This window comes from Pseudomonas syringae, assembly GCF_000737245.1.
Lineage (GTDB): Bacteria > Pseudomonadota > Gammaproteobacteria > Pseudomonadales > Pseudomonadaceae > Aquipseudomonas > Aquipseudomonas syringae_J.
Genome location: NZ_JPQU01000031.1, coordinates 72,142 through 94,763, shown reverse-complemented (window position 1 = coordinate 94,763; position 22,622 = coordinate 72,142). Strand labels below are relative to the sequence as shown.

Here is a 22,622-nt window from a genome sequence, read left to right as displayed (position 1 = left end):
CGACGCGGTATGTCAGGCACACCGCGTTGAATCATTCACGGGCAAGCCTCGCTCCAACAGGGCTGTGAATCAAACCACTGCGTTATAAAACTGCGCGCTGCTTTTCTGCTCGACCAGCGCCTGCTCGATAGCCGCCTGATGCACCTCGTCGGCGTGTTCCTGGCCGGCTTCCGGCTTGATGCCCAGACGCGAGAACAACTGCATGTCCTTGTCGGCCTGCGGGTTGGCGGTGGTCAGCAGTTTGTCGCCGTAGAAAATCGAATTCGCACCGGCAAAGAACGCCAGGGCCTGCATCTGTTCATTCATGGCTTCGCGGCCAGCGGACAGGCGCACATGGGATTGCGGCATCAGAATCCGCGCCACAGCAAGCATGCGGATGAAATCGAACGGATCGATATCTTCAGCGTTTTCCAGCGGCGTACCGGCGACCTTGACCAGCATGTTGATCGGCACCGATTCCGGATGCTCTGGCAGGTTCGCCAGCTGGATCAGCAGATTGGCGCGGTCATCCAGCGACTCGCCCATGCCGAGAATGCCGCCGGAGCAGATCTTCATCCCCGAATCACGGACATAAGCCAGGGTTTGCAAGCGCTCGCTGTAGGTGCGAGTAGTGATGATGCTGGTGTAGAAATCCGGCGAGGTGTCGAGGTTGTGGTTGTAATAATCCAGCCCGGCAGACGCCAGCGCTTCGGTCTGGTCCTGATCCAGACGCCCCAGCGTCATGCAGGTTTCCAGCCCCATCGCCTTCACGCCTTTGACCATTTCCAGCACGTAAGGCATGTCTTTGGCCGAAGGATGCTTCCAGGCCGCGCCCATGCAGAAACGCGTCGAGCCGATCGCTTTGGCACGAGCGGCTTCTTCCAGAACCTTCTGCACTTCCAGCAGCTTTTCCTTCTCCAGCCCGGTGTTGTAGTGGCCGGACTGCGGGCAGTACTTGCAGTCTTCCGGGCAGGCGCCGGTCTTGATCGAAAGCAGGGTCGAAACCTGAACCCGATTAGCATCGAAATGAGCGCGGTGCACTGTCTGCGCCTGAAACAGCAGGTCATTGAAAGGCTGTACGAACAGCGCTCTGACCTCGGCTAAAGTCCAGTCATGACGCAAAGTGGCGGTAGTGCTGGCGCTCATCGGGCGGTCCTCGGTTTTAATCTGTTTTTTTGCACAGCGTTCTGCGGCTGATCACTGCTGCACTGCCTTAAATGCAGCAGGCGCATTACGAGTGTTTCAACATATTTAGGTTTCGATATATTTAAGGAACAGCCATGCGCTGTCAACCACATAGAACGCATGCGGTTTACATCTGGTTAAAAAACAATCAACCCTGCTTGTTGTGCGATGAAACAACCGACGCGCCCTATCCGATCTGCACCGCCTGTGAAACCGAGCTGCCCTGGCTCGGCGAACAATGCCAGCAGTGTGCGTTACCGTTGGCGATGTCGGGCTTGAACTGCGCGCAATGCGAACGTCAGCCCCCTGCCTTCGATGAAGTAGTCGCGCCCTGGCTGTATCAATTCCCCATCGACAGCCTGGTCACACGCTTCAAACACCAGGGCAACTGGCCCATGGGCCGCCTGATGGCGCAACTGCTCGGGCAGTTTCTGCAGCACCGCTTCGACGAAGACCTGTCCCGTCCAGACTTCCTTATCCCCGTGCCATTGGCTCTCAAACGCCAACGCCAGCGCGGCTACAACCAGGCGGCGATGCTTGCCGACTGGCTCGGTTCCCAACTCCATTTGCCTATCGAAAACCGACTCGTACTGCGCACCCGGGACACCCCAACCCAACAAGGCCTCGACGCCAAAGCCCGCAAACGCAACCTGCGCGGCGCGTTCGTACTGACGGATGAAGAGAAGATCAAAAACAAACATGTAGCGCTGGTGGACGACGTCCTGACCACAGGCTCCACCGCCGACATCATCGCCCGGCTTTTGATCAAAGCCGGGGCAAAACGGGTAGATGTTTATTGTTTGGCAAGGACGCCGAAGCCCGGGGATTGAACGCAAGGGCAATTCGCCGGGCGATCTCCGGGACCCCGTTTGCGCCGCAGCCCTGTATCAGATGGCCCTGACACAGCACTGCGGCGAGGCAACCACGGCCCAGTAGGAGCGCGCTTGCACGAGACGATATAACTGCTTACCGAGGACTAACACCTCGCCAACAAGATTAGCCCTACAGGAATTCAACCAACGACCGTAGGAAAAAGACTACTTTTTTAAACTAAAAAACTGACAAATTCCATCATGCACTTCCCTGCTTTCCACTTCCCTCCGCCCCCATATTTCCCTCCCCCAAACCCATACCTCAATACTCGTCGGAGTGCTGAGGACGGTAAACCCACGTCAATTAAATATTGGATCTTGACCATGGAAACGAATACACCTTCACCTTTTCTTTTCACTAATGAAGCATCTCCGGAATACCTAAGCACCCTGGATCGATCGCACTACACCGAAGAGCAAATCGTCGGTTTTCACCCAGACGCGATCGATGCGGTTCGGCGGAGCCAGGCCTTCGTTGCTCAACATCCTGCGATCGGCATTTATCGTGTGGCTGCCGAAGGTAGCGAAACCAGCAAAGGCGGCGTAATTCGAACAGCGAACTCTGCACTGACCTTCACTTTGGACGGCGGGCGAAAGGTGTATGCCGCGCACAAGGGCGACTACGCTGAATACCCCGATGGCAGCACAGCTCAAATCGTTACCGGAGCCGGGGAAAGCAACAGCGATGTTGCGTTGGTAGGGAGCAGACTGGACAACGGCGACACTATTATTAATACCCCGCAGTCCTCCTGCCTCATGGTCGGGCGTAAAGATCACCCACTGCCAGAGGACTTTCTGCCGTCTTTCGTGGGGTGAACAGTCCGCACCATGGCTGCAACTTTTTAACGAGTAGCAACTATCTGAGAACCGCATGGATGCGTGAATAAGCAGGGATCGAACACGCAATGGCTAAAGGTTATTTCATTTGTCGAGGTGACAAAACTTACTGTGGCGGGGAAGTTCTAGAAGGCCACACCGGCATCACATGGCACGGCCTTCTACATTCTCACGAAGGCGATAGGGTCAGCTGCGGTAAGGACGGCAAGACCTACAGGATTCTTGGCGGTGTTTCACACTTCACCAGCGACGGGAAACGCGTTGCAGGAACGCTGGACAGCGTCAGCGGATGCCCATGCCGGTCCCAACTGATCCCGTCTATAACCACCGCGTCTTATATCGCTGAAGACAGTCCGACGACGCGAACATCTCAGGGAGCAGAGCCCAAGCCTGCCGCGCAAAAACCTGCTCGTTTCGCAGGCCCTGGATCCTGCGATCACCCCGACCGCATGGAAGAACTCGCCAGCTACATCGCCGACGAGATGAACCGCAACATCAATCACCCTTCAGTGCTGGAAATGAAGGAGTTGAACAGCTACGACCCGGTGGCCGAAACTCGGGAATATATGGCGCTGCCGTTTTATAAACGGCTGGGTAGCCAACCTGACTTTCACGCTTTTGCATTGGCTAAACAAGCTAGAGCGTTTGCGTTATGGGCTGAGCGAGTTGGGCAGGATCGACCTTGGGATCACAAGCCTAAAATTAAAAGCAGATACGGTGATTACTGGCATAAGCAGGGCAATTACGATTACTACTATGATATTTGGTCGAATATCCATTACGGATATGTCGGAATTATTGCAGGTCTTTCTGAAAGCATTTTGTTGGACGGCGCAGGGGTTGAACAGATAATTTCAGACACCTACAGAAAGATAGAGGAGGTAGCAACAGAACCGAAAGAAAAATGGATTCGTCCTGGCCCCCGCCCCACAGCAACTCCCTGGACGACTTTGCGATCTTGGGATGACGTCGCGGATAGAGTATCAATAAGCATCGGTATCAAAATAGCCTATGTGACCCCGAATGGTGGCGTAACAAAAAAACAAATCATGAACGAGGTATTGGCAGTATCTCCAGAGAACTGGGGAGACGGAGTTACTACACATGATTGTAGATAGAATGCAAGCTGGCCTCATCAAATGGTGGCTAATTCCTTTATTACCCTTAGTAGCATTTATCCTGTGGGCTGCCGCGCTACCTAGTGTGAGAGTTCACTACCCAAAAGAAGCGCAAGAAGAAATGAGCTATATCTGGAATGTCCAACACCGGATATATAAAGGCCGAATGGCACCTGGGGGTGGGGCATTCGATAAAGGCCACCTATTTCCGGATGAAAATTTTTTTATGGTATTTGACTGGTGGAGTCGTGAAGGTAACGGACGACATTGCGTCAGCATCAAACCAAAGTGGCCCAACACTGATATTTACCTTAATGCCGACGGCAGCATCAACTTGAGTGAAGAAGGTGGCACTGACCTAGATCGGCTGCGTAAATGTCGTTGAGATTAACCATATATTAATGTTCAGCGAGAGGCCGGGCGAGGTCGCCCGGCTTGGTTCTTTTGGCTGCCTTGCTTAACACTTAGCAACAGCTGCCTCTAATCCGGTCAATCACTGATCGATCACGGTCTTGGCCATTTCAACCAAATACATCACCGACATCGCCAGATGCCGGTCCGTACCGCTAAGCCGGTCTCCGCTTTCATAGGCTGTGACGGCTGCACATTGCAGCAGCTCAGCAGCATGGTTCAGTGCTTCTTCGAGGTTTGAATGAGTAGACCTTCTATCGGACACTGAACGAATCGAATAGCAGGTCAAGCGATGCCTTACACTCGGCTTCGTCATTCAACCCAAAAGCCGCCTCCATGCCCCTACCTACCCTTCTCACCCAACACATGGTCCATCGCCCGCAGCGTATTGCGTTGTTGCAGCACGTTGCCGAGCAAGGTTCGATTACGCGGGCGGCGAAGAGTGCGGGGTTGAGTTACAAGGCCGCGTGGGATGCCATTGATGAGCTGAACAATCTGGCGCAGAAGCCGCTGGTGGAACGCAGCGTGGGTGGGCGTGGCGGAGGTGGGGCTAAGCTGTCCGTTGAAGGCGAGCGGGTGCTGCGGTTGTATCACCGTTTGCAGGTCCTTCAGGCCCAGGTGCTGGAAGCCGCCGAAGAAAGTGCCGATCTGGATCTGCTCAATCGCCTGACGCTACGAACCAGCGCGCGAAACCAGTTATTGGGTCGCATTGAGGCCATTACGGCCCACGGCCATAACGATTCGGTCCGGCTGCGCCTGGCAGGCGATCTGTTCATTGATGCGCAGATCACTCATGACAGCACGGTGCGCCTGGAGCTGACGCTTGGCATTGACGTAGTCGCGTTAATCAAGGCGGGTTGGCTCGAGTTGTTGGCTCCCGAGCAGCCCGTAACAAATGGACACAATTTCTTGAGCGGCGTAATACATGACGTTACTGATGCCAAAGGCGGTCCCAGCGAAGTGCGCATCGCACTTACCAGCGGCCAGACCCTTTGCGCTCTGGCCGAGCCCGCGCAGCTTGCGGCCCGCCAGCTCAAATCTGGTAGTGCGGTGACTGTGCAATTCGCACCGTCGCTGGTGTTGCTCGGCACAGCGCTCTAACGTTTGCGGCGTCATTCAGACGACACAATTTCGTCATGTACGCTCACTAAGGTGTCTGCCACACCTGCTGGGAGCCGTGATGATGAAACTATTAGAAGAAAACCAATCCACCGACCTTGAACAAATGGTTGGCCTCACCCGCCGTGGTTTCATCAGCGCCGGCGCATTGTGCGGCGCGGCGATGTTTCTGGGTGGCGGCCTGTTGAGCCGCACCGCGCTGGCCGCCAGTGTAAGCGCCGCATCCGGCACCCTGCTGGGCTTCGACAGCATCCCCGCCGCTACCGCCGACAGCATCAGCCTGCCACCTGGATACAAATCATCGGTCTTGATCAGCTGGGGTCAGCCGCTGCATGCAGGCGGCCCGGCGTTCGACCCAAGTGGTAAAGGCAGCGCCGAAGCACAGGAAGTGCAGTTCGGCGACAACAACGACGGCATGAGTCTGTTCCCGATACCGGGCAAGCCGGACCGTGCGTTGATGGCCATCAACAACGAATACACCAACTACCGCTACCTATTCGATCACGGCAAAGACCCTCAGTCCGCCGAGGAAGTGCGCAAGGCCCTGGCCAGCGAAGGCGTGTCCGTGATCGAAGTCCAGAACAAGGACGGCAAGTGGCAGTTCGTACAGGACTCCAAATACAACCGCCGCATCCACGGCAATACGCCCATCAATCTGAGCGGCCCGGCTGCCGGTCACGACTGGCTCAAGACTGCCGCCGACAACACCGGTAAAAAAGCCCTCGGCACCTTCCAGAACTGCGCCAACGGTAAAACGCCGTGGGGTACTTATCTGACGTGCGAAGAGAACTTCACTGACTGCTTCGGCAGCAGCGACGCCGAACAGAAATTCGACGCAGGCATCAAGCGCTACGGTGCCGTAGCGGCCAGCAAGGAAATCAACTGGCACCACCACGACCCACGCTTCGATTTGGCGAAGAACCCCAACGAGATCAATCGTCACGGCTGGGTTGTGGAAATCGATCCGTTCGACCCGAAATCCACCCCGGTCAAACGCACCGCCCTGGGTCGTTTCAAGCACGAGAACGCTGCTCTGGCTGAAACCAAGGGCGGTCGTGCGGTGGTGTACATGGGCGACGACGAACGTGGCGAGTTCATCTACAAATTCATCAGCCGCGACAAGATCGATCACGATGACCCGAAAGCCAACCGCAATCTGCTGGACCACGGCACGCTCTACGTGGCGCGTTTCGACAACGGCGACGGCAACCCGGATCGCCCTAAAGGCACCGGCGAATGGATCGAGCTGACCCACGGCAAGAACGGCCTGGACGCTGACGCCGGTTTCAATAACCAGGCCGAAGTGCTGATCCATGCGCGGCTTGCGGCGAGCGTCGTCAAAGCTACCCGCATGGACCGCCCGGAATGGATCGTGGTCAGCCCCAAAGATGGCCAGGTCTATTGCACCTTGACCAACAATGCCAAACGCGGCGACGACGGTCAGCCAGTCGGCGGACCAAACCCTCGGGCGAAAAACCAGTACGGGCAGATTCTGCGCTGGCGTGAAAACGAAGATAACGCCGCGGCCATGGCCTTCGATTGGGATCTGTTTGTAGTCGCGGGCAACCCGAGCGTACATGCCGGCAAGCCGCAAGGTGGCTCCAGCAATATCAACCCGCAGAATATGTTCAACAGCCCGGACGGCCTGAGCTTTGATAGCGCCGGCCGCCTGTGGATTCAGACTGACGGCGACTCCAGCAACAAGGGTGATTTCGCTGGCATGGGTAATAACCAGATGCTCTGCGCTGACCCAAACAGCGGCGAGATTCGTCGCTTCATGGTCGGCCCGATTGGTTGTGAAGTCACCGGCATCAGCTTCACGCCGGACTACAAGACGATGTTCATCGGCATCCAGCACCCCGGCGAAAACGGCGGCTCAACCTTCCCCGAGCATCTGCCAGAGGGCAAGCCGCGCTCATCGGTGATGGTGATTACTCGGGAGGATGGTGGAATCATCGGCGCCTAGCTCAGCATTGATTTGCGCGGCGTAACTGACATCGCGCAATTGCACAATCAATGTAATACCTGTGGGAGCGGTGCTTGCCCGCGATGAACGATGACGCGGTGAGCCTGGCACACCGCGTCATCGTTCATCGCGGGCAAGCACCGCTCCCACAGCGATCTCATTTCAATTCAGGAAATGAGTCGCTCCCTCAATCAATCAACCCATTCACGTCATAAAACGGATACGGCCCCGGGTACTCGCCGAACACCGCGTTGTGGGTCACCAGCCCCTGCTGCGGGTGCCAGCGGTGCAGCAGATATCCGGCCGGTTCCAGATTGAAATGCGCTGACGCATCTTCTTGCAGGTCGAGCACGATCTGGTGGGAAGTGCCAGGGCAGATGCAGCTCAGGCTGCCGCCGAAACGACGCTGCATTGGGCGATGCAGATGCCCGCACAATAGGCGTTCAACTTGCGGGTGCCGGGCGATGACTTTTTCAAACTCTGCGATGTTTCTGAAGGGCTCACGGTCCATGTGACCGATGCCGGTGATGAACGGCGGATGATGCAAAACCAACACAGTGGGTGTATCCGGTTTTTGTGCCAGTTGCTGATCGAGCCAAAGCAACTGACTTTCAATCAGTTGGCCGCCGTGAGCGCCGGGGATGCTGGTGTCCAGACCGATCAGGCGCACCGGGTAGTCATCCACCACCCAATCCAGTGGCGCATCGTGATTGCGCGGCAGATAAGCCTGCTCGGCAAACTCAGCCAGCAAGTGTTCACGATCATCATGATTGCCTGGCACCAGATAGAACGGCATCGCCAGACGCTTGAGTTCCGGATGCAGCACGGCGTATTCAGCGGGTTGCCCGAAGTCCACCAGATCACCGCTGATCACCACGATATCGGGGCGTGGCACGCTGGCGTTCAGATGGTCCACGGCACGACGTAATGCACCCAGAGTATCGACAACGCCGTAGGTCAGTTTCTGACCGGCTTTAAGGTGCAGATCGCTGATCTGCGCAATGAGGAATGGATGGTTCAAGACTAGATCTCAACAAGCAATATAAATTGGTGCTCTGAAATGCTGCTTCCCGTGGGAGCGAGCTTGCTCGCGAAGAGGCTGGTGCATTCACAACATATCTCTCGGCAAGACTGACGCCTTCGCGAGCAAGCTCGCTCCCACAGAGGATTACCTATTTCGCCAGCACTAAGAATTCAGGGTAAACAACACCTGCGGAGCCACAGCCAGACCGATCAGCGCCCCGGGCGTGTGGATAACGTTTTCGGTGCAATCCACGAGCACAGGCTGAACGCCACCGACATCCACCAACAGCCGACTCTGTGCGCCCTGGAAGAATTGCCCCACCAGACGCCCACGCAAATGACTTTCGCCATCACTGACCCGCAAATGCTCGGGGCGGCAGTACACGGTCGAAGGCAGATTCGAAGCCGTCCACGGCAACTCACCGCCGCTGACTTTCAGACCGTGAGCTGTGCGCTCGACCACCGAGAAAGCATTGAGGTTGCCGACAAAGCTGGCGACGAAAGCATTGGCGGGCTGTTGATAAATTTCCCGAGGCGTCGCCAATTGCGCAACGCGGCCCTTCTCCATCACCAGAATTCTATCGCCCAGGGCCATGGCCTCGCCCTGGTCGTGAGTCACGAACACCGAAGTTATCCCCAGCCCGCGCAGCAGTTCATCCAGCTCACTGCGCAAGCGCTCGCGCAGTTGCGCGTCCAGTGCCGCCAGCGGCTCATCCAGCAGCAGAACGCGAGGGCGTGGCGCCAAAGCACGCGCCAGTGCAACCCGCTGACGCTGGCCACCCGACAACTCGTGAATGCTGCGCTTGCCGTGTTCCTGCAAGCCGACCAGCTCAAGCAGCTCGTCACAACGCTTGTTGCGCTCGGCGGGGGAGATGCCACGAATCTTCAGGCCGTAAACGATGTTGCCGGCCACATCCAGGTTGGGAAACAGGGCGTAGTTCTGAAACACCATGCCCACATCCCGCTTCTCGATGGGCAGGCGGGTGACGTCCTGATGGCCAAAAAAGATCTGCCCCGCGTTCGGGCTCTCCAACCCTGCAATCAAACGCAAGGTGGTGGTTTTGCCGCAGCCGGACGGACCGAGAATCGCCAGGGTTTCCCCCGGCTCAATGGTGAGGTTCAGATCATGTACAGCGACGGTGCCGTCAGCGAACGCCTTGCGGCAGCCCTGCAAGCGAATGGTGGTTCCGGTCATCGACTCTCTCCACGGGAAAGACGGGCGCTGATGGCCTGCAACGCGATCAACAGCGGCACGATCATCAACAGAAAGATAAGGGTGTAAGCGCTGGCAACTTCCAGACGCGCCGAGGCGTAGCTGTCGGCCAGGCCCACCGGCAGGGTTTTGGTCATGGGTGTGTGGAGCATCCAGGTCAGGTTGAATTCACCCAGCGACAAGGTCACCACCATCAACACCCCGGCCAGAATCCCGGCCCGACAGTTAGGCACGACCACGCTGAAGAAACGCTTGATCGGGCCCGCCCCCAGACTCGCAGCGGCCTCCTCCAGCGTCGGCAATTGCTGACGCTGCATCACCGCCATCACCGGACGCACCAGAAACGGCAAGGTAAACAGCACGTGACCGACGAGGATGAATAACCAACTGCTGCGAAAGCCGCCGAACTGGCCGTAGGTCAGCAACAACGCCAGGGCGCTGGCCAGCCCGGGCATCGCCACCGGCAACACCATCAACTCTTCGAAAGCACGGCTGAAGCGGTTATTCATCCGCACCAGCGCATAGGCCGCTGGGACGCCAATTACGCAGACACATACGGCACAAGCCACCGCCAATTGAATCGACAGCCAGACCGTCGGCGAATAGGCCTGCCAGACCTGAATCAGCCAATCGAAGGTCAAGCCACTGGATACGCCCTGAAAATAATTGCGCGTCAGGCCAGCCATCAACGACAGCAGCACCGGCACCAACATGAACGCGCAGACCAGCAGGGTAAACAGCAGCTGCATGATGAACAGCGATGAGCGCTTCAAAGAACAGTCCCCGAGTTTTTCACCAGCCGCCGGGCTAGCAGCAACACTGCCCAGGTCAACGCCCCAAGCACCACCGACAAGGCCGCCGCGACGGCGAAATTGGCGTAGTTGGTGAACACGTTGTAGATCGCCACCGGCGTGACATTCAGCCGGGTGCCCAAAGTGAAGGCCGTACCGAATGCGCCCATGGAGGTCGCAAAACAAATCGCCCCGCACGACACCAACGCCGGCGCAAGGCCTGGGACGATGACGTCGCACACCACTCGCCAATGACCCGCACCCAACGAATGGGCAGCCTCTTCCAGACTGCGATCAAGGCTTTCACAGGCAGCCATTACCGTGAGAATCACCCGCGGAATCGAGAAGTACAGATAGCCGATAAACAGACCCGTCAGCGAGTAGGCGAAGATCCAGCGCTCACCCGCCAGCTCCATGCCGAGCATGGCAAACAGGCCCTGACGACCCGCCAGCAGGATCACCAGAAAGCCCACCACCACACCCGGAAACGCCAACGGAAAAGTCAGCAACGCGACCAGCGCCGAACGCCCGAAAAACCGTTGCCGGGCGAGAAACACGCCACTGATGCCACCCACCAGCAATGCAGCCAACGTGACCACAATCGCCAGCACGCAAGTCTGTAGCAGGCTGCCCAGATATTGAGCACTGCTCAGCACTTGCCAGTAGCCGCTGCTGCCATCGCGGTCTTCACCGCCCAGCAAAACCAGATGCGCCAGAGGCAATAGCCAGAAGGCGAACAGCATCGCAGCAGCGGGCGCCAGCGCCCAGGCCGCCGTCGGGCGCAGACGCAACCATCCGCGCCTGCCCGATTTCACCTCCTGAGCCTTGAGAACCGAGGTGGTCACTTACTTGACCTCACTCAGGTAGCGCGCAGCAAAGGCTTCCTGCACGGCGGCCATGTGTTCGTAATTGACCACGGTGGCGCGGGCATAGTCGCTATCTGGCAGGAATTGTGCGGCAACATCGGCAGGCATCTTCACGTCACGTACCGGACGCAGATAAGCCTTGGCCCACAACGACTGGCCTTGATCGGAGAGGGTGAAATCCAGCACCTTTTCCGCGTTGGCACGATGCGGTGCGTTACCCACCAGGCTCATCACGTAGGGCACGCTGATGCTGCCTTCCTGAGGAATCACGAAAGCGACATTAGCCTTGTCCTTGTAACGGGCGCGGTAGGCATTGAAGTCGTAGTCCACCAGGATCGGCAACTCGCCGGACAACACGCGGGCATAGGCGGTTTGCTTAGGCACGATGGGCGAGTTTTTCGCCAGTTTCTGGAAGTAGCTGATGCCAGGACCGAAGTTGTCCAACGTGCCGCCCATCGCCTGGTTGATGGCGACAGCAGAGACGTAACCGACAAAGGCGCTAGACGGATCGAGGTAGCCCACCATGCCTTTGTATTCAGGCTTGAGCAGATCAGCCCAGCTCTGCGGAACTGGCAAACCGCCCAGCGCATCAACGTTGACCATGATGCCCAACGTGCCGGAGTGGATCGCGAACCAGTGGCCATCAGGATCTTTCAGGCCCACAGGAATGTCGTCCCAGCCTTTTGGCTTGTAGCTGTCCACCACACCGGCTTTTTGCGCCTGCAAACCAAAGGTCACGCCGTAATACACCACGTCGGCAACCGGCGCGGCTTTCTCGGCCACCAACTGCGCCAGAGACTGGCCAGAGTTCTTGTTATCCAGCGGCACCTGCACGCCGGTGGTTTCGGCAATCGCTTTGAGTTGCGCGCCCCAGTCCGCCCATTCTGGCGGGCAGTTGTAGCAAATAGCAGTTTCAGCAGCCTGAGCCAGGCTGGCAACACCACACAGCAGCAAAGCCGCCAGAGTTTTACTGAAGCGGATCATGAAGCGTCTCCTCGTAGGGCTGAGTACTTTCGCCCGGCCGGATATGGCAAGGCAGGCAGTGGGAAATTGGAGCGGCGCCGGCAATCTGCGCCAGCAATTGATCAATCACGGTGCTGGCCAGCTCCGCGATGGGTTGCACGACGCTGCATAACGTCGGATGCATTTGTGTGCCGAGGGCGATGCCATCGAAGCCAATCACCGACAACTGACCGGGCACGCTCCAGCCGTTGCGGCGCAGTTCGGCAATCAGGCTGATCGCCAGCAAGTCGTTGGAACAGACCAGCGCGCTGGGCGGATTCTTGCTGCGTAGCAAAGGCTCGATGGCAGCGAAATCCGCTTGGGTATGCGCCGGCATTTCGATGACCGGCAAGCTGGCGAAGCCGCGCTCGGCCATGGCATCGCAATAACCGGCATAGCGCAGTCGAGCCCGGTCCGATTGCAAGGCGGGGCCGGCCACCATGCCGATGCGACGATGGCCGCAGTCGAGCAGATAACGGGTCGCGAGCGCCATGCCCGCGCGGTTATCCACAGACACTGCGCTGTAATCGGGATTGCCAGGCTGGTGATAGGCCAGCACGAAAGGCGTGTCTTCACTCGCCACGCTTTGCAGAACGCGATTGCTTTCGGCATCGGTCACCGTCAACACCAAGCCGTCTACTCGCTGGCGCAGCAACTCCTCGACCACGGCGCTTTCACGCTCGCTGCTGTAGTCGGTGGTGGCCAGCAACAGGTTGTAGCCCCTCAGACGGGCAGCGCGCTCCATCGCCTGAAACTGCTCGGCGAAAACCGGGTTAAGCAGGTTGGGCACGATCACGCCAATCAGGTTGGTGGTTTGCAGGCGTAGCTGACGACCGAGGCGATTGGGCCGAAAACCCAGCTGACGAGCTGCAGCGAAGACTTGATCGCGGGTTGCCGGACGCACCACATCGGGAGACGCAAAGGCCCGGGCAGCCGTCGCCCGGGAAACGCCTGCCAGCAGTGCAACCTGTTTCAAATCACTCATGTGCGCCCTTTTGAGATCGATCTCATTGGCGCTGAATTTAACGATTCAATATTTCGTTACAGCTAATGGGAGATGACAGTTTGGTTGCAGTACACGCCTTTGCTGTAAAGCTAACGACCCACGGTAGCCCCGTCTGCGATAACATCACGGGCCGACGCGGCAGCCTGCTGCGCGCAGGAGTCAGCATGGCCCATCCGTTTGCAACACTTACGCCAGACCTGGTCCTCGATGCCGTTGAAAGCATCGGGTTTCTCAGTGACGCCCGCATTCTTGCGCTCAACAGTTACGAAAACCGCGTCTATCAAGTCGGCATTGAAGACGGCCAGCCTCTCATCGCCAAGTTCTACCGGCCACAACGCTGGACCAATGAAGCGATCCTTGAAGAACACGCCTTCACCTTCGAATTGGCCAACGTCGATATTCCCGTGGTCGCGCCCATGGTCCATAACGGGCAGACCCTGTTCGAACATGCCGGCTTCCGTTTCACCCTGTTCCCTCGTCGCGGCGGGCGAGCGCCGGAGCCGGGCAATCTGGATCAGCTGTATCGCCTGGGCCAGTTACTCGGGCGGATCCATGCAGTGGGCGCCACCAAGCCCTTCGAGCATCGTGAAGCACTGGGCGTGAAAAATTTCGGCCAGGATTCTCTGGACTTCCTGCTGCAGAACGACTGCATCCCGCGCAGCCTTTTACCTGCCTACGAATCGGTGGCCAAGGATCTGCTCAAGCGTGTGGAAGATGCCTACGCCAATACGCCGCATCAGAACATCCGCATGCATGGCGACTGCCACCCCGGCAACATGATGTGCCGCGACGAGATGTTCCATATCGTCGACCTGGACGACTGTCGCATGGGCCCTGCTGTACAGGACATCTGGATGATGCTGGCCGGTGATCGCCAGGAATGCCTGGGGCAATTGTCGGAGCTGATGGACGGCTACAACGAATTCCACGACTTCAATCCCCGTGAGCTGGCGTTGATCGAACCGCTGCGCGCGCTGCGCCTGATGCATTACAGCGCCTGGCTGGCCCGCCGCTGGGATGACCCAGCGTTCCCCCACAGTTTCCCGTGGTTCGGCACCGAGCGCTATTGGGGCGACCAGATCCTGGCCCTGCGCGAGCAGCTTTCAGCCCTCAATGAAGAGCCGTTGAAATTGTTTTAACCGATCCCTGTATCTAAAAGCTCTCATCAAACACGAAACAACTGTTTGAATTGAAATGCTTTTATGTGGGAGCGAGCTTGCTCGCGAAGAGGCCGGGACATTGGCATATATTTTTAAAGACAGGAACATTGCCTTCGCGAGCAAGCTCCCCACAAGTTCCGTGTTTGCTGCGCGACAGCGCGGCGTCGAAGACGCGGCGGTACCTCCTACAGGGGTACTTCCATCGCTACATCATCAAGCATTACAAGAATCCACAACCTGACCACAGGACCACACATGTCAGCCGCAAACCTGCGTCGCGGGTACATTCTCGGGCTTAGCGCCTATACCTGCTGGGGCTTGTTCCCGCTCTATTTCAAAGCCATCGAAGCCGTGCCTTCGGTGGAAATCATCGTCCATCGGGTGCTGTGGTCAGCGCTGTTCGGGTCGCTGCTATTGCTGGTCTGGAAACACCCCGGCTGGTGGCGCGAGCTGCGAGACAACCCCCAGCGTCTGGCGGTACTGACGTTCAGCGGTTCGCTGATCGCCGGTAACTGGCTGGTGTACGTCTGGGCGGTCAATAACGGACGGATGCTTGAGGCCAGCCTGGGCTACTACATCAACCCGCTGGTCAACGTATTGCTGGGGATGCTGGTGCTCGGCGAGCGACTGCGGCGCATGCAATGGATCGCCGTGGCCCTGGCCGCGATGGGCGTCGCGCAACAAGTCTGGCAAGTCGGCAGCCTGCCGTGGGTGTCGCTGGTGCTTGCAGCGACGTTTGCCGTCTATGGTCTGGTTCGCAAGAAAGCGCCGGTCAAAGCGTTACCCGGGCTGGTGGTGGAGACCTGGATCCTGGTGCCCTTCGCCCTTGGCTGGCTGCTGCTCAACCCGACAGCCTACAGCTCGCAGCCTGAATTCTGGACCACTAGCCAGGCCATCTGGCTCGCCGCGGCAGGCCCCATCACCTTGGTGCCGCTGGTCTGCTTCAACGCCGCCGCGAGGCATCTGCCCTACACCACCCTCGGTTTCCTGCAATACATCGCCCCAACGCTGGTACTGGCCCTGGCCGTGCTGGTCTTCGGTGAACACCTGGCACCAAGCACGCTGGTGACCTTCGCGTTCATCTGGGCGGGGTTGGCGATTTATAGCGTGGATGCGTGGGTAAATACTCGGCGGCGAGCTGTTCAATAAATAACCAGCGGCTTGTAAGCCTTGTCCTATAAGGCCTGCACACCGTTCTCCAAAGGTTATCCACAGGCAGACTTAGGAATAAAGTGGATAACCTTTTGGCAACAACGCGTTCCTGTGGGAGCGGTGCTTGGTCTGGGCGGCATTCCGACGATAAGGGCACTGCGGTCTAAAGTGAACCGCGTCCAGCCTTATCGCGGGCAAGCACCGCTCCCACATAAAGTTCGGCATTCCAGTTAAAGATCCGTGCGCAGTACCAGATCCACCATCAAGTCATCCGCCAGGGTTTCCAATGCTGCTTGCAGCACATCCAGTGACAAGGTCAGTGGCACGCCCAATATTGCTTCGGCGTGGAACAGCGGTTCGCTGCTCATGGGGGCTGGTCTCACGTCGGTGACCAAGCGTTCTACGTTCACGCCCTGTTCAGTGAGCAAGCGGGTGATGTCGCGCACAATGCCCGGTCGATCGTTGCCGACCAGTTCCATACCGATGGGTTTCCAGCTGCAGGACACTTCGATGCCGGTCTCGGCGAACAACACGCGAATCCCCTGCCCTGACAAATCCTGCAGCGCATTCCTCAATTCTTCCTGCGCCTCGGCCGGCACACCCACCCGCAGGATCCCGGCGAATTGCCCGGCCATGTGCGCCATGCGGCTTTCCAGCCAGTTGCCGCCGTGGTCGGCGATGCATGCGGCGATCAATTCGACCTGCCCTGGTTTGTCGGGGGCAAACACAGTAATAACGAGATGATCCACAGGTAACTCCTTTTGTGCTTAACATCCGTCCGGGCTTGCACGCTCGGACGATAGTGTTTGGAGTATAGGCAAGCCTGACCCGTACGCCGGAGGCTGCCCGATCACGTGCGTTGTATACCATTCACAATTTTCTCTGGAACAATCTCAGAGATCTTTGAGAACATCCAGCTTCCCAACGCGACCGACGAAGACCTTCTATAACAAGTATCCGGTTCGGAGTGACATATTTAGTCTCGTTTTCACCCGGCGACACATCATGTAGCATGCGTCGGCTAGCACTACATAAATCGCATTCCAACAAACAGCGCGCTCTCAGGGCGCCCAAAAGCTGAGCAGAGTGAGGCAAGTGCAATGACTGAACACGTTCAAGTCGGTGGCCTGCGGGTCGCCAAAGTCCTTTTTGATTTCGTTAACAACGAAGCAATTCCCGGGACCGGTCTTGATGCTGCTGGCTTCTGGCAGGGTGCGGAACAGCTGATCAATGAGCTGGCCCCCAAAAATAAAGCGCTGCTCGCCAAACGCGATGACCTGCAGGCAAAAATCGACGCATGGCATCAGTCTCATGCTGGCCAGGCCCACGACGCCCCGGCCTATAAGGCCTTCCTCGAAGAAATCGGTTATCTGCTGCCAGAAGTAGCGGATTTCCAGGCGACGACGCAAAACGTCGACGACGAAATTGCCCGCATGGCTGGCCCGCAGCTGGTTGTGCCAGTGATGAACGCCCGCTTCGCTCTCAATGCGTCAAACGCACGCTGGGGCTCGCTGTACGACGCGCTCTACGGCACCGATGCCATCAGCGAAGCCGACGGCGCGGAGAAAGGCAAAGGCTACAACAAGGTCCGTGGTGACAAGGTCATCGCCTTCGCCCGAGCGTTCCTGGACGAAGCCGCGCCGTTAGCCGCTGGCTCCCATGTGGATTCCACCGGCTACAAACTGATCGACGGCAAGTTGGTGATCAGTCTCAAGGGCGGCAGCAATTCCGGCCTGCAGGACGACGCGCAACTCATCGGCTACCACGGTGATGCCGCTGCGCCGACCGCGATCCTGCTTAAACATAACGGGCTGCATTTCGAGATCCAGATCGATGCCAATAGCCCGATCGGTCAGACCGATGCGGCTGGCGTCAAAGACGTGCTAATGGAAGCCGCACTGACCACCATCATGGACTGCGAAGACTCCATCGCCGCCGTGGATGCCGATGACAAGGTTGTGGTTTACCGCAACTGGCTGGGGCTGATGAAAGGCGACCTCGCAGAGGAAGTGTCCAAGGGTGGCGAAACCTTCACCCGCACCATGAACCCCGATCGCATCTACACCGCACCTGATGGCAGCGAAGTCAAACTACACGGACGCTCGCTGTTGTTCATCCGCAACGTCGGTCATCTCATGACCATCGACGCGATCCTCGACCAGAACGGTGAGGAAGTCCCGGAAGGCATTCTCGACGGGCTGCTGACCAGCCTTGCCGCGATCCATAGCCTCAACGGCAATACCACTCGCAGCAACAGCCGCACCCGCTCGATGTACATCGTCAAACCGAAGATGCACGGCCCGGAAGAAGCAGCATTTACCAACGAGCTGTTCGGTCGCATCGAGCAGGTTTTACGGCTGCCGCGCAACACCCTCAAAGTCGGGATCATGGACGAAGAACGTCGTACCACGGTCAATCTCAAGGCTTGCATTCAGGCGGCCAGCGAGCGCGTGGTGTTCATCAATACCGGGTTCCTGGACCGCACCGGCGACGAAATCCACACCTCCATGGAAGCCGGCCCAATGGTGCGCAAGGCGCAGATGAAGGCCGAGAAATGGATCGCAGCTTATGAGAACTGGAACGTCGATATCGGTTTGAGCTGTGGCCTGCAAGGTCGGGCGCAGATCGGCAAAGGTATGTGGGCCATGCCGGACCTCATGGCCGCCATGCTTGAGCAGAAGATCGCTCATCCACTGGCTGGCGCAAACACTGCGTGGGTTCCGTCACCAACGGCCGCAGCGCTGCATGCCTTGCACTATCACAAGGTGGACGTTTTCGCCCGTCAGGCAGAACTCGCTCAGCGCCCTCGCGCTTCGGTGGACGACATCCTGACCATTCCCCTGGCGCCCAACACCGACTGGACCGCTGAGGAGATCCAGAACGAATTGGATAACAATTCTCAGGGCATTCTCGGCTACGTGGTGCGGTGGATTGATCAGGGCGTAGGTTGTTCGAAAGTGCCGGACATCAACGACATCGGTCTGATGGAAGACCGCGCCACCCTGCGTATTTCCAGCCAGCACATTGCCAACTGGTTGCGCCACGGCGTGGTCAATGAAACCCAGGTGATGGACAGCCTCAAACGCATGGCACCCGTGGTAGATCGGCAGAATGCGGGGGATGCGCTGTATCGCCCGCTGGCTCCGGACTTCGACAGCAACATCGCTTTCCAGGCTGCGGTTGAGTTGGTAGTCGAAGGGACTAAACAACCTAACGGTTACACCGAGCCGGTATTGCACCGTCGGCGTCGGGAGTTCAAGGCGAAGAACGGGTTGTAACTAGTTCGCGGGCAAACAGCGCTCTTCTGTGGGAGCGGTGCTTGCCCGCGATAAGGCTGAATCCGATTTGACCTGAAATTGCGTCCAGCCTTATCGCGGGCAAGCACCGCTCCCACAAACGATCTCCACAGTCTTACAGACTCAATCCATCCCCAACTCTTTCTTCACCAGCTTGAGCAGATGCTTGGTATTGATCGGCTTAAGCAGGAAGTCCAGCACGCTCAGGTGCATGGCGTCGATGGCATCACGCACATTGGCGTCGCCTGAGACGATGATGATTGGCAACGAAGCCCGATCCGATTCGCGGACCCGGCGGATCAAATCAAGACCATCGCAAGGCGCCATACGCAGGTCAGTGATCAGCAATGAAATGCTTTCGCGAGTGCGGATCAACTCCATCGCGCTGTTGCCGCCAGCCGCCGTCAGGCACCGGATGTCGTTGAGGCTGAGGATCTCGGCCAACAACTCCCGTGCATCGCGATCATCGTCGACGATCAACACCTTCTGCTCCGAGTCAGACGGCGAGGCGAGCATCACTTCATGGAGAGCTTCGCGCTCTTCGTCACTCAAAATATCGAGATCCAACATAACCGCCTGATTCCCTGCACTAAGCTGACAACTAAACCGGACCTATGCCCGGCGAAAATCGATGCGCTTTTGTCGACAGCCTCCCAGTCATCGAAGGTGTCGTACAACTGCTTTTTACACCATGGCGCGATTACTCAGAAATCTTTTTATTGCGTAAGACTTACGTCCAATGGGCACTGCCTCTCAAGCGGCCGACCATGTCCTTCAATAAAAAGAACGCGGTACAGGTCATGAGTAGAGCGGATGCATTTGCCCAGGCGGGTAAAACAGCGGTGTTGCAGAACATCCACGGCACCATGCAGTTCCTGCAAAAATTCCCGCCCTTCAACCAGATGGAGAGCGCGCACCTCGCTTACCTGGTCGAGCAATGCCAACTGCGTTTTTACGGCGCGCATGAAAGCATCATCAAGCCTGGCGATGGGCCAGTAGAGCATTTTTACATCGTAAAACAGGGTCGGGTGGTCGGCGAACGTCCTCATACCGCCAAAGGTGGGACCGAAACTACGTTCGAGATCACCACCGGCGAATGCTTCCCGCTGGCGGCGTTGCTGGGCGAGCGTGCGACGCGTACGGAGCATTTGGCGGCCGAAGATACCTTCTGCCTGCAGTTGAACAAGCAGGCATTCATCAAGCTGTTCGCCCTCTCCACCACGTTCCGGGATTTCGCCCTGCGCGGGGTCAGCAGCCTGCTGGATCAAGTCAATCAACAGGTTCAACAACGCGCCGCTGAAACCCTCGGCACGCAATATTCGCTAAACACGCGTCTGGGCGAACTGGCGATGCGTCATCCGGTGATGTGCGGGCCGGATACGCCGCTGCGTGAGGCCGTGAAGCTGATGCATGAACAGCAGGTCGGCAGCATTGTGATCGTCGACGAGCAGCAAGCGCCGCTGGGTATTTTCACACTGCGGGATTTGCGTGAGGCGGTGGCGGATATCAATGTCGATTTCGCCCAGCCAATCCAGAGCCGCATGATCCAGGCGCCCTTCCACCTCAGCCCTGACGCCAGCGCCTTTGACGCCGCCATCGCCATGACTGGCCGGCATATCGCCCATGTCTGCCTGGTCAAGGACGGACGCCTGTGCGGTGTGGTGTCCGAGCGTGATCTGTTTTCCCTGCAACGGGTCGATCTGGTTCATCTCGCCCGCACCATTCGCAACGCGCCGCGCATCGACAGTCTGTGCAACCTGCGCGGCGATATCGTGCAACTAGTCGACCGCATGCTGGCTCACGGCGCGTCCTCGACGCAGATCACGCAAATCATCACCTTGCTCAACGACCACACGGTCTGTCGCGTGATCGAACTGACGCTGGAGGAGAAAGGCGACCCCGGCATCCCGTTCAGTTGGCTGTGTTTTGGCAGCGAGGGTCGCCGCGAACAAACGCTGCACACCGATCAGGACAACGGCATCCTGTTCGACGCCAAGGACGCCGCCGAGGCCGCGCAGATTCGCGGGCTGCTGCTGCCGATTGCCGAACGGATCAACCAGAACCTGGCGCAGTGCGGATTTACGCTGTGCAAGGGCAACATCATGGCCGGCAATCCGGAGCTGTGTCTGTCCAGGGCCGAATGGTCCCGACGCTTCGGCGCATTCATCCGCGAAGCCACTCCGGAAAACCTGCTGGCCTCCAGCATCTACTTTGATTTGCGGGTGGTGTGGGGCGACGAAAGCGGCGCCGAGCAATTGCGGCGGCAGATTCTCGAACAGGTTGGGGATAACCGACTGTTTCAGCGCCTGCTTGCCGAAAACGCCTTGCGCCAGCGGCCGCCGGTGGGGCGTTTCAAGGACTTCGTTCTGGCCCGCAAAGGCACTGACAAAGACACTCTGGACCTGAAGACTCAGGGCCTGACCCCCTTCGTCGACGGTGCGCGGGTCTTGGCGTTGGCCAGTGGCATCGGCGCCAATAACACCCTTGAGCGTTTGCGCCAGCTCGTGGAGCGCGAGGTGATCGACCCGCTGGACGGTGCAGCCTACGAAGAGGCCTATCACTTCATCCAGCAGACCCGCATGCAGCAGCATCAATTGCAAAGCCGGCAGCATCTGCCCTGGTCAAATCGCATCGACCCGGAAACCCTCAACCATCTGGACCGGCGCATCCTGCGAGAGTCCCTGCGCCAGGCCCAACGCCTGCAAACCAGCCTGACATTGCGCTATCAACTATGAATCTGTTCGATTGGCTTCGCCCACGCCCACCAAAACCGACACTGGAAACCCGGGACCGGCAACGCCTGGCCAATCTGGCCAATGCCGCACCACTGAGCGAACACCCACTGCGCCAGCAACGCTGGGTGGTGGTGGATCTGGAGACCAGCGGGTTGAACATGAACCGCGACCAGGTGTTGTCCATCGGCGCAGTGGTTATCGAAGACGGCGCGATTGACCTCAGCCAGCAATTTGAACGAACCCTGCTGCGCACTGACCACAAACTCAGCCCTGCGGTACTGATCCACGGCCTGGCCCCGAGCGCGATTGCCGCTGGAAGCGAGCCGGTGCAAGCATTGCTGGACTTCATGGAGTTCGTCGGCGACAGCCCGCTGCTGGCCTTTCATGCGCCGTTTGATCAGCACATGCTCAGACGGGCACTGAAGGAAAGCCTGGATTATCAGCTTGAACACCACTTTCTGGATGTCGCGGAAATTGCACCGATGCTTTTTCCACAGGCCAACCTGCGCAAAGCCGGGCTGGACGACTGGACGCAGTTCTTTGGCTTGCATGCCGAAGAACGCCACCACGCCAGCGCTGATGCATTGGTGACCGCAGAGCTGGCGCTGATCCTTTTCAGTCACGCCCGTCGCCAACAGATCGACAGCCCCGCCCGCCTCGACCAGAGCCTGAGCCAATGGCGCAGGCGGCAGCAGAGTCATTCGTTTTAAAACCATTGCGCCCCGTTGGAGCGAGGCTTGGTCTGGGCGGCATTCCGACGAATACCGGCGCCTCGGTTTGTCTGATATACCGCATTATCCTTCTTCGCGGGCAAGCCACGCTCCAACAAAGACCGCGCGCCTGAAGGAAACTTGTGCACATAGGCTGTTAGCTCCTCTGTGGATAAGTTGT

The 22,622-nt window shown here is 58.1% G+C and carries 21 protein-coding genes; 11 read left to right on the top strand and 10 right to left on the bottom strand.

What is annotated here, in order from left to right:
* Positions 1 to 69: 69 nt before the first annotated feature.
* Positions 70 to 1,125: a biotin synthase BioB gene (bioB, locus tag IV01_RS14250; RefSeq protein ID WP_032628190.1), complete on the bottom strand. Its 1,056-nt coding sequence runs from the start codon at positions 1,123 to 1,125 to the stop codon at positions 70 to 72.
* Positions 1,126 to 1,259: 134 nt separating this feature from the next.
* Here bioB and IV01_RS14255 point away from each other — a divergent pair, with 134 nt between their 5' ends.
* The 4 genes from IV01_RS14255 to IV01_RS14265 all read left to right on the top strand — a co-directional run bounded on the left by IV01_RS14255 (position 1,260) and on the right by IV01_RS14265 (position 4,376).
* Positions 1,260 to 1,994 carry a ComF family protein gene (locus IV01_RS14255; protein WP_032628188.1) on the top strand — a complete coding sequence of 245 codons (735 nt, stop codon included), beginning with the start codon at positions 1,260 to 1,262 and terminating at the stop codon, positions 1,992 to 1,994.
* A gap of 366 nt (positions 1,995 to 2,360) precedes the next feature.
* Positions 2,361 to 2,852 (top strand): PAAR domain-containing protein, encoded by a 492-nt coding sequence (locus tag IV01_RS14260; RefSeq protein WP_032628185.1) that lies wholly within the window; start codon positions 2,361 to 2,363, stop codon positions 2,850 to 2,852.
* 89 nt (positions 2,853 to 2,941) lie between these two features.
* Complete coding sequence (locus tag IV01_RS26300; protein ID WP_080290282.1) at positions 2,942 to 3,991, top strand: polymorphic toxin type 44 domain-containing protein; 1,050 nt, start codon at positions 2,942 to 2,944, stop codon at positions 3,989 to 3,991.
* Positions 3,978 to 4,376: a hypothetical protein gene (locus IV01_RS14265; protein ID WP_229636113.1), complete on the top strand. Its 399-nt coding sequence runs from the start codon at positions 3,978 to 3,980 to the stop codon at positions 4,374 to 4,376. Before IV01_RS26300 ends, IV01_RS14265 begins: the two co-directional genes overlap by 14 nt.
* A 108-nt stretch (positions 4,377 to 4,484) precedes the next feature.
* On the opposite strand, the gene IV01_RS26295 is transcribed toward IV01_RS14265, so the two are convergent.
* Positions 4,485 to 4,718: a DUF6124 family protein gene (locus tag IV01_RS26295; protein ID WP_080290281.1), complete on the bottom strand. Its 234-nt coding sequence runs from the start codon at positions 4,716 to 4,718 to the stop codon at positions 4,485 to 4,487.
* 20 nt (positions 4,719 to 4,738) lie between these two features.
* On the opposite strand from IV01_RS26295, the gene IV01_RS14270 reads away from it, so the two are divergent.
* The gene (locus tag IV01_RS14270; protein ID WP_032628182.1) at positions 4,739 to 5,503 is read left to right on the top strand and encodes a TOBE domain-containing protein; all 765 of its coding nucleotides are present in this window, start codon (positions 4,739 to 4,741) and stop codon (positions 5,501 to 5,503) included.
* Positions 5,504 to 5,585: 82 nt separating this feature from the next.
* Positions 5,586 to 7,487, top strand: a complete 1,902-nt coding sequence (locus IV01_RS14275) for a PhoX family protein (protein ID WP_032628180.1) — start codon at positions 5,586 to 5,588, stop codon at positions 7,485 to 7,487.
* A gap of 187 nt (positions 7,488 to 7,674) precedes the next feature.
* Here the strand turns inward: IV01_RS14275 and IV01_RS14280 are convergent, their stop codons facing one another.
* The 6 genes from IV01_RS14280 to IV01_RS14305 all read right to left on the bottom strand — a co-directional run bounded on the left by IV01_RS14280 (position 7,675) and on the right by IV01_RS14305 (position 13,367).
* Positions 7,675 to 8,508, bottom strand: a complete 834-nt coding sequence (locus tag IV01_RS14280) for a phosphodiesterase (protein ID WP_032628177.1) — start codon at positions 8,506 to 8,508, stop codon at positions 7,675 to 7,677.
* Positions 8,509 to 8,673: 165 nt separating this feature from the next.
* Positions 8,674 to 9,705 (bottom strand): ABC transporter ATP-binding protein, encoded by a 1,032-nt coding sequence (locus tag IV01_RS14285; protein ID WP_032628175.1) that lies wholly within the window; start codon positions 9,703 to 9,705, stop codon positions 8,674 to 8,676.
* Positions 9,702 to 10,496, bottom strand: coding sequence for an ABC transporter permease (locus IV01_RS14290; RefSeq protein ID WP_032628174.1), 795 nt, complete (start codon positions 10,494 to 10,496; stop codon positions 9,702 to 9,704). The genes IV01_RS14285 and IV01_RS14290 overlap by 4 nt, the downstream gene beginning before the upstream one ends.
* Complete coding sequence (locus IV01_RS14295; RefSeq protein WP_229636114.1) at positions 10,493 to 11,257, bottom strand: ABC transporter permease; 765 nt, start codon at positions 11,255 to 11,257, stop codon at positions 10,493 to 10,495. The genes IV01_RS14290 and IV01_RS14295 overlap by 4 nt, the downstream gene beginning before the upstream one ends.
* Before the next feature lie 102 nt (positions 11,258 to 11,359).
* Positions 11,360 to 12,364 (bottom strand): ABC transporter substrate-binding protein, encoded by a 1,005-nt coding sequence (locus IV01_RS14300; protein WP_032628173.1) that lies wholly within the window; start codon positions 12,362 to 12,364, stop codon positions 11,360 to 11,362.
* Entirely contained in the window at positions 12,348 to 13,367 is a 1,020-nt protein-coding gene (locus IV01_RS14305; RefSeq protein ID WP_032628172.1) for a substrate-binding domain-containing protein, read from the bottom strand. Before IV01_RS14305 ends, IV01_RS14300 begins: the two co-directional genes overlap by 17 nt.
* A 185-nt stretch (positions 13,368 to 13,552) precedes the next feature.
* On the opposite strand from IV01_RS14305, the gene IV01_RS14310 reads away from it, so the two are divergent.
* A complete protein-coding gene (locus IV01_RS14310) occupies positions 13,553 to 14,527 on the top strand; it encodes a serine/threonine protein kinase (protein WP_032628169.1) in 975 nt (324 codons plus the stop codon).
* A 276-nt stretch (positions 14,528 to 14,803) separates the two neighbouring features.
* Positions 14,804 to 15,697 (top strand): EamA family transporter RarD, encoded by an 894-nt coding sequence (gene rarD / locus IV01_RS14315; protein ID WP_032628166.1) that lies wholly within the window; start codon positions 14,804 to 14,806, stop codon positions 15,695 to 15,697.
* Positions 15,698 to 15,930: 233 nt separating this feature from the next.
* On the opposite strand, the gene IV01_RS14320 is transcribed toward rarD, so the two are convergent.
* The gene (locus tag IV01_RS14320; protein ID WP_032628165.1) at positions 15,931 to 16,449 is read right to left on the bottom strand and encodes a glycine cleavage system protein R; all 519 of its coding nucleotides are present in this window, start codon (positions 16,447 to 16,449) and stop codon (positions 15,931 to 15,933) included.
* Between the two features lie 351 nt (positions 16,450 to 16,800).
* Between IV01_RS14320 and IV01_RS14325 the strand changes: the two genes are divergently transcribed.
* Positions 16,801 to 18,978, top strand: a complete 2,178-nt coding sequence (locus IV01_RS14325) for a malate synthase G (protein WP_032628163.1) — start codon at positions 16,801 to 16,803, stop codon at positions 18,976 to 18,978.
* A 141-nt stretch (positions 18,979 to 19,119) separates the two neighbouring features.
* Here the strand turns inward: IV01_RS14325 and IV01_RS14330 are convergent, their stop codons facing one another.
* The gene (locus IV01_RS14330; RefSeq protein ID WP_032628161.1) at positions 19,120 to 19,566 is read right to left on the bottom strand and encodes a response regulator; all 447 of its coding nucleotides are present in this window, start codon (positions 19,564 to 19,566) and stop codon (positions 19,120 to 19,122) included.
* Between the two features lie 230 nt (positions 19,567 to 19,796).
* Between IV01_RS14330 and IV01_RS14335 the strand changes: the two genes are divergently transcribed.
* Together IV01_RS14335 and IV01_RS14340 are read left to right on the top strand one after the other, a co-directional pair.
* The gene (locus IV01_RS14335) at positions 19,797 to 21,731 is read left to right on the top strand and encodes a putative nucleotidyltransferase substrate binding domain-containing protein (RefSeq protein ID WP_032628200.1); all 1,935 of its coding nucleotides are present in this window, start codon (positions 19,797 to 19,799) and stop codon (positions 21,729 to 21,731) included.
* The gene (locus IV01_RS14340; RefSeq protein WP_032628160.1) at positions 21,728 to 22,441 is read left to right on the top strand and encodes a PolC-type DNA polymerase III; all 714 of its coding nucleotides are present in this window, start codon (positions 21,728 to 21,730) and stop codon (positions 22,439 to 22,441) included. Before IV01_RS14335 ends, IV01_RS14340 begins: the two co-directional genes overlap by 4 nt.
* The last annotated feature ends 181 nt before the right edge of the window (positions 22,442 to 22,622 follow it).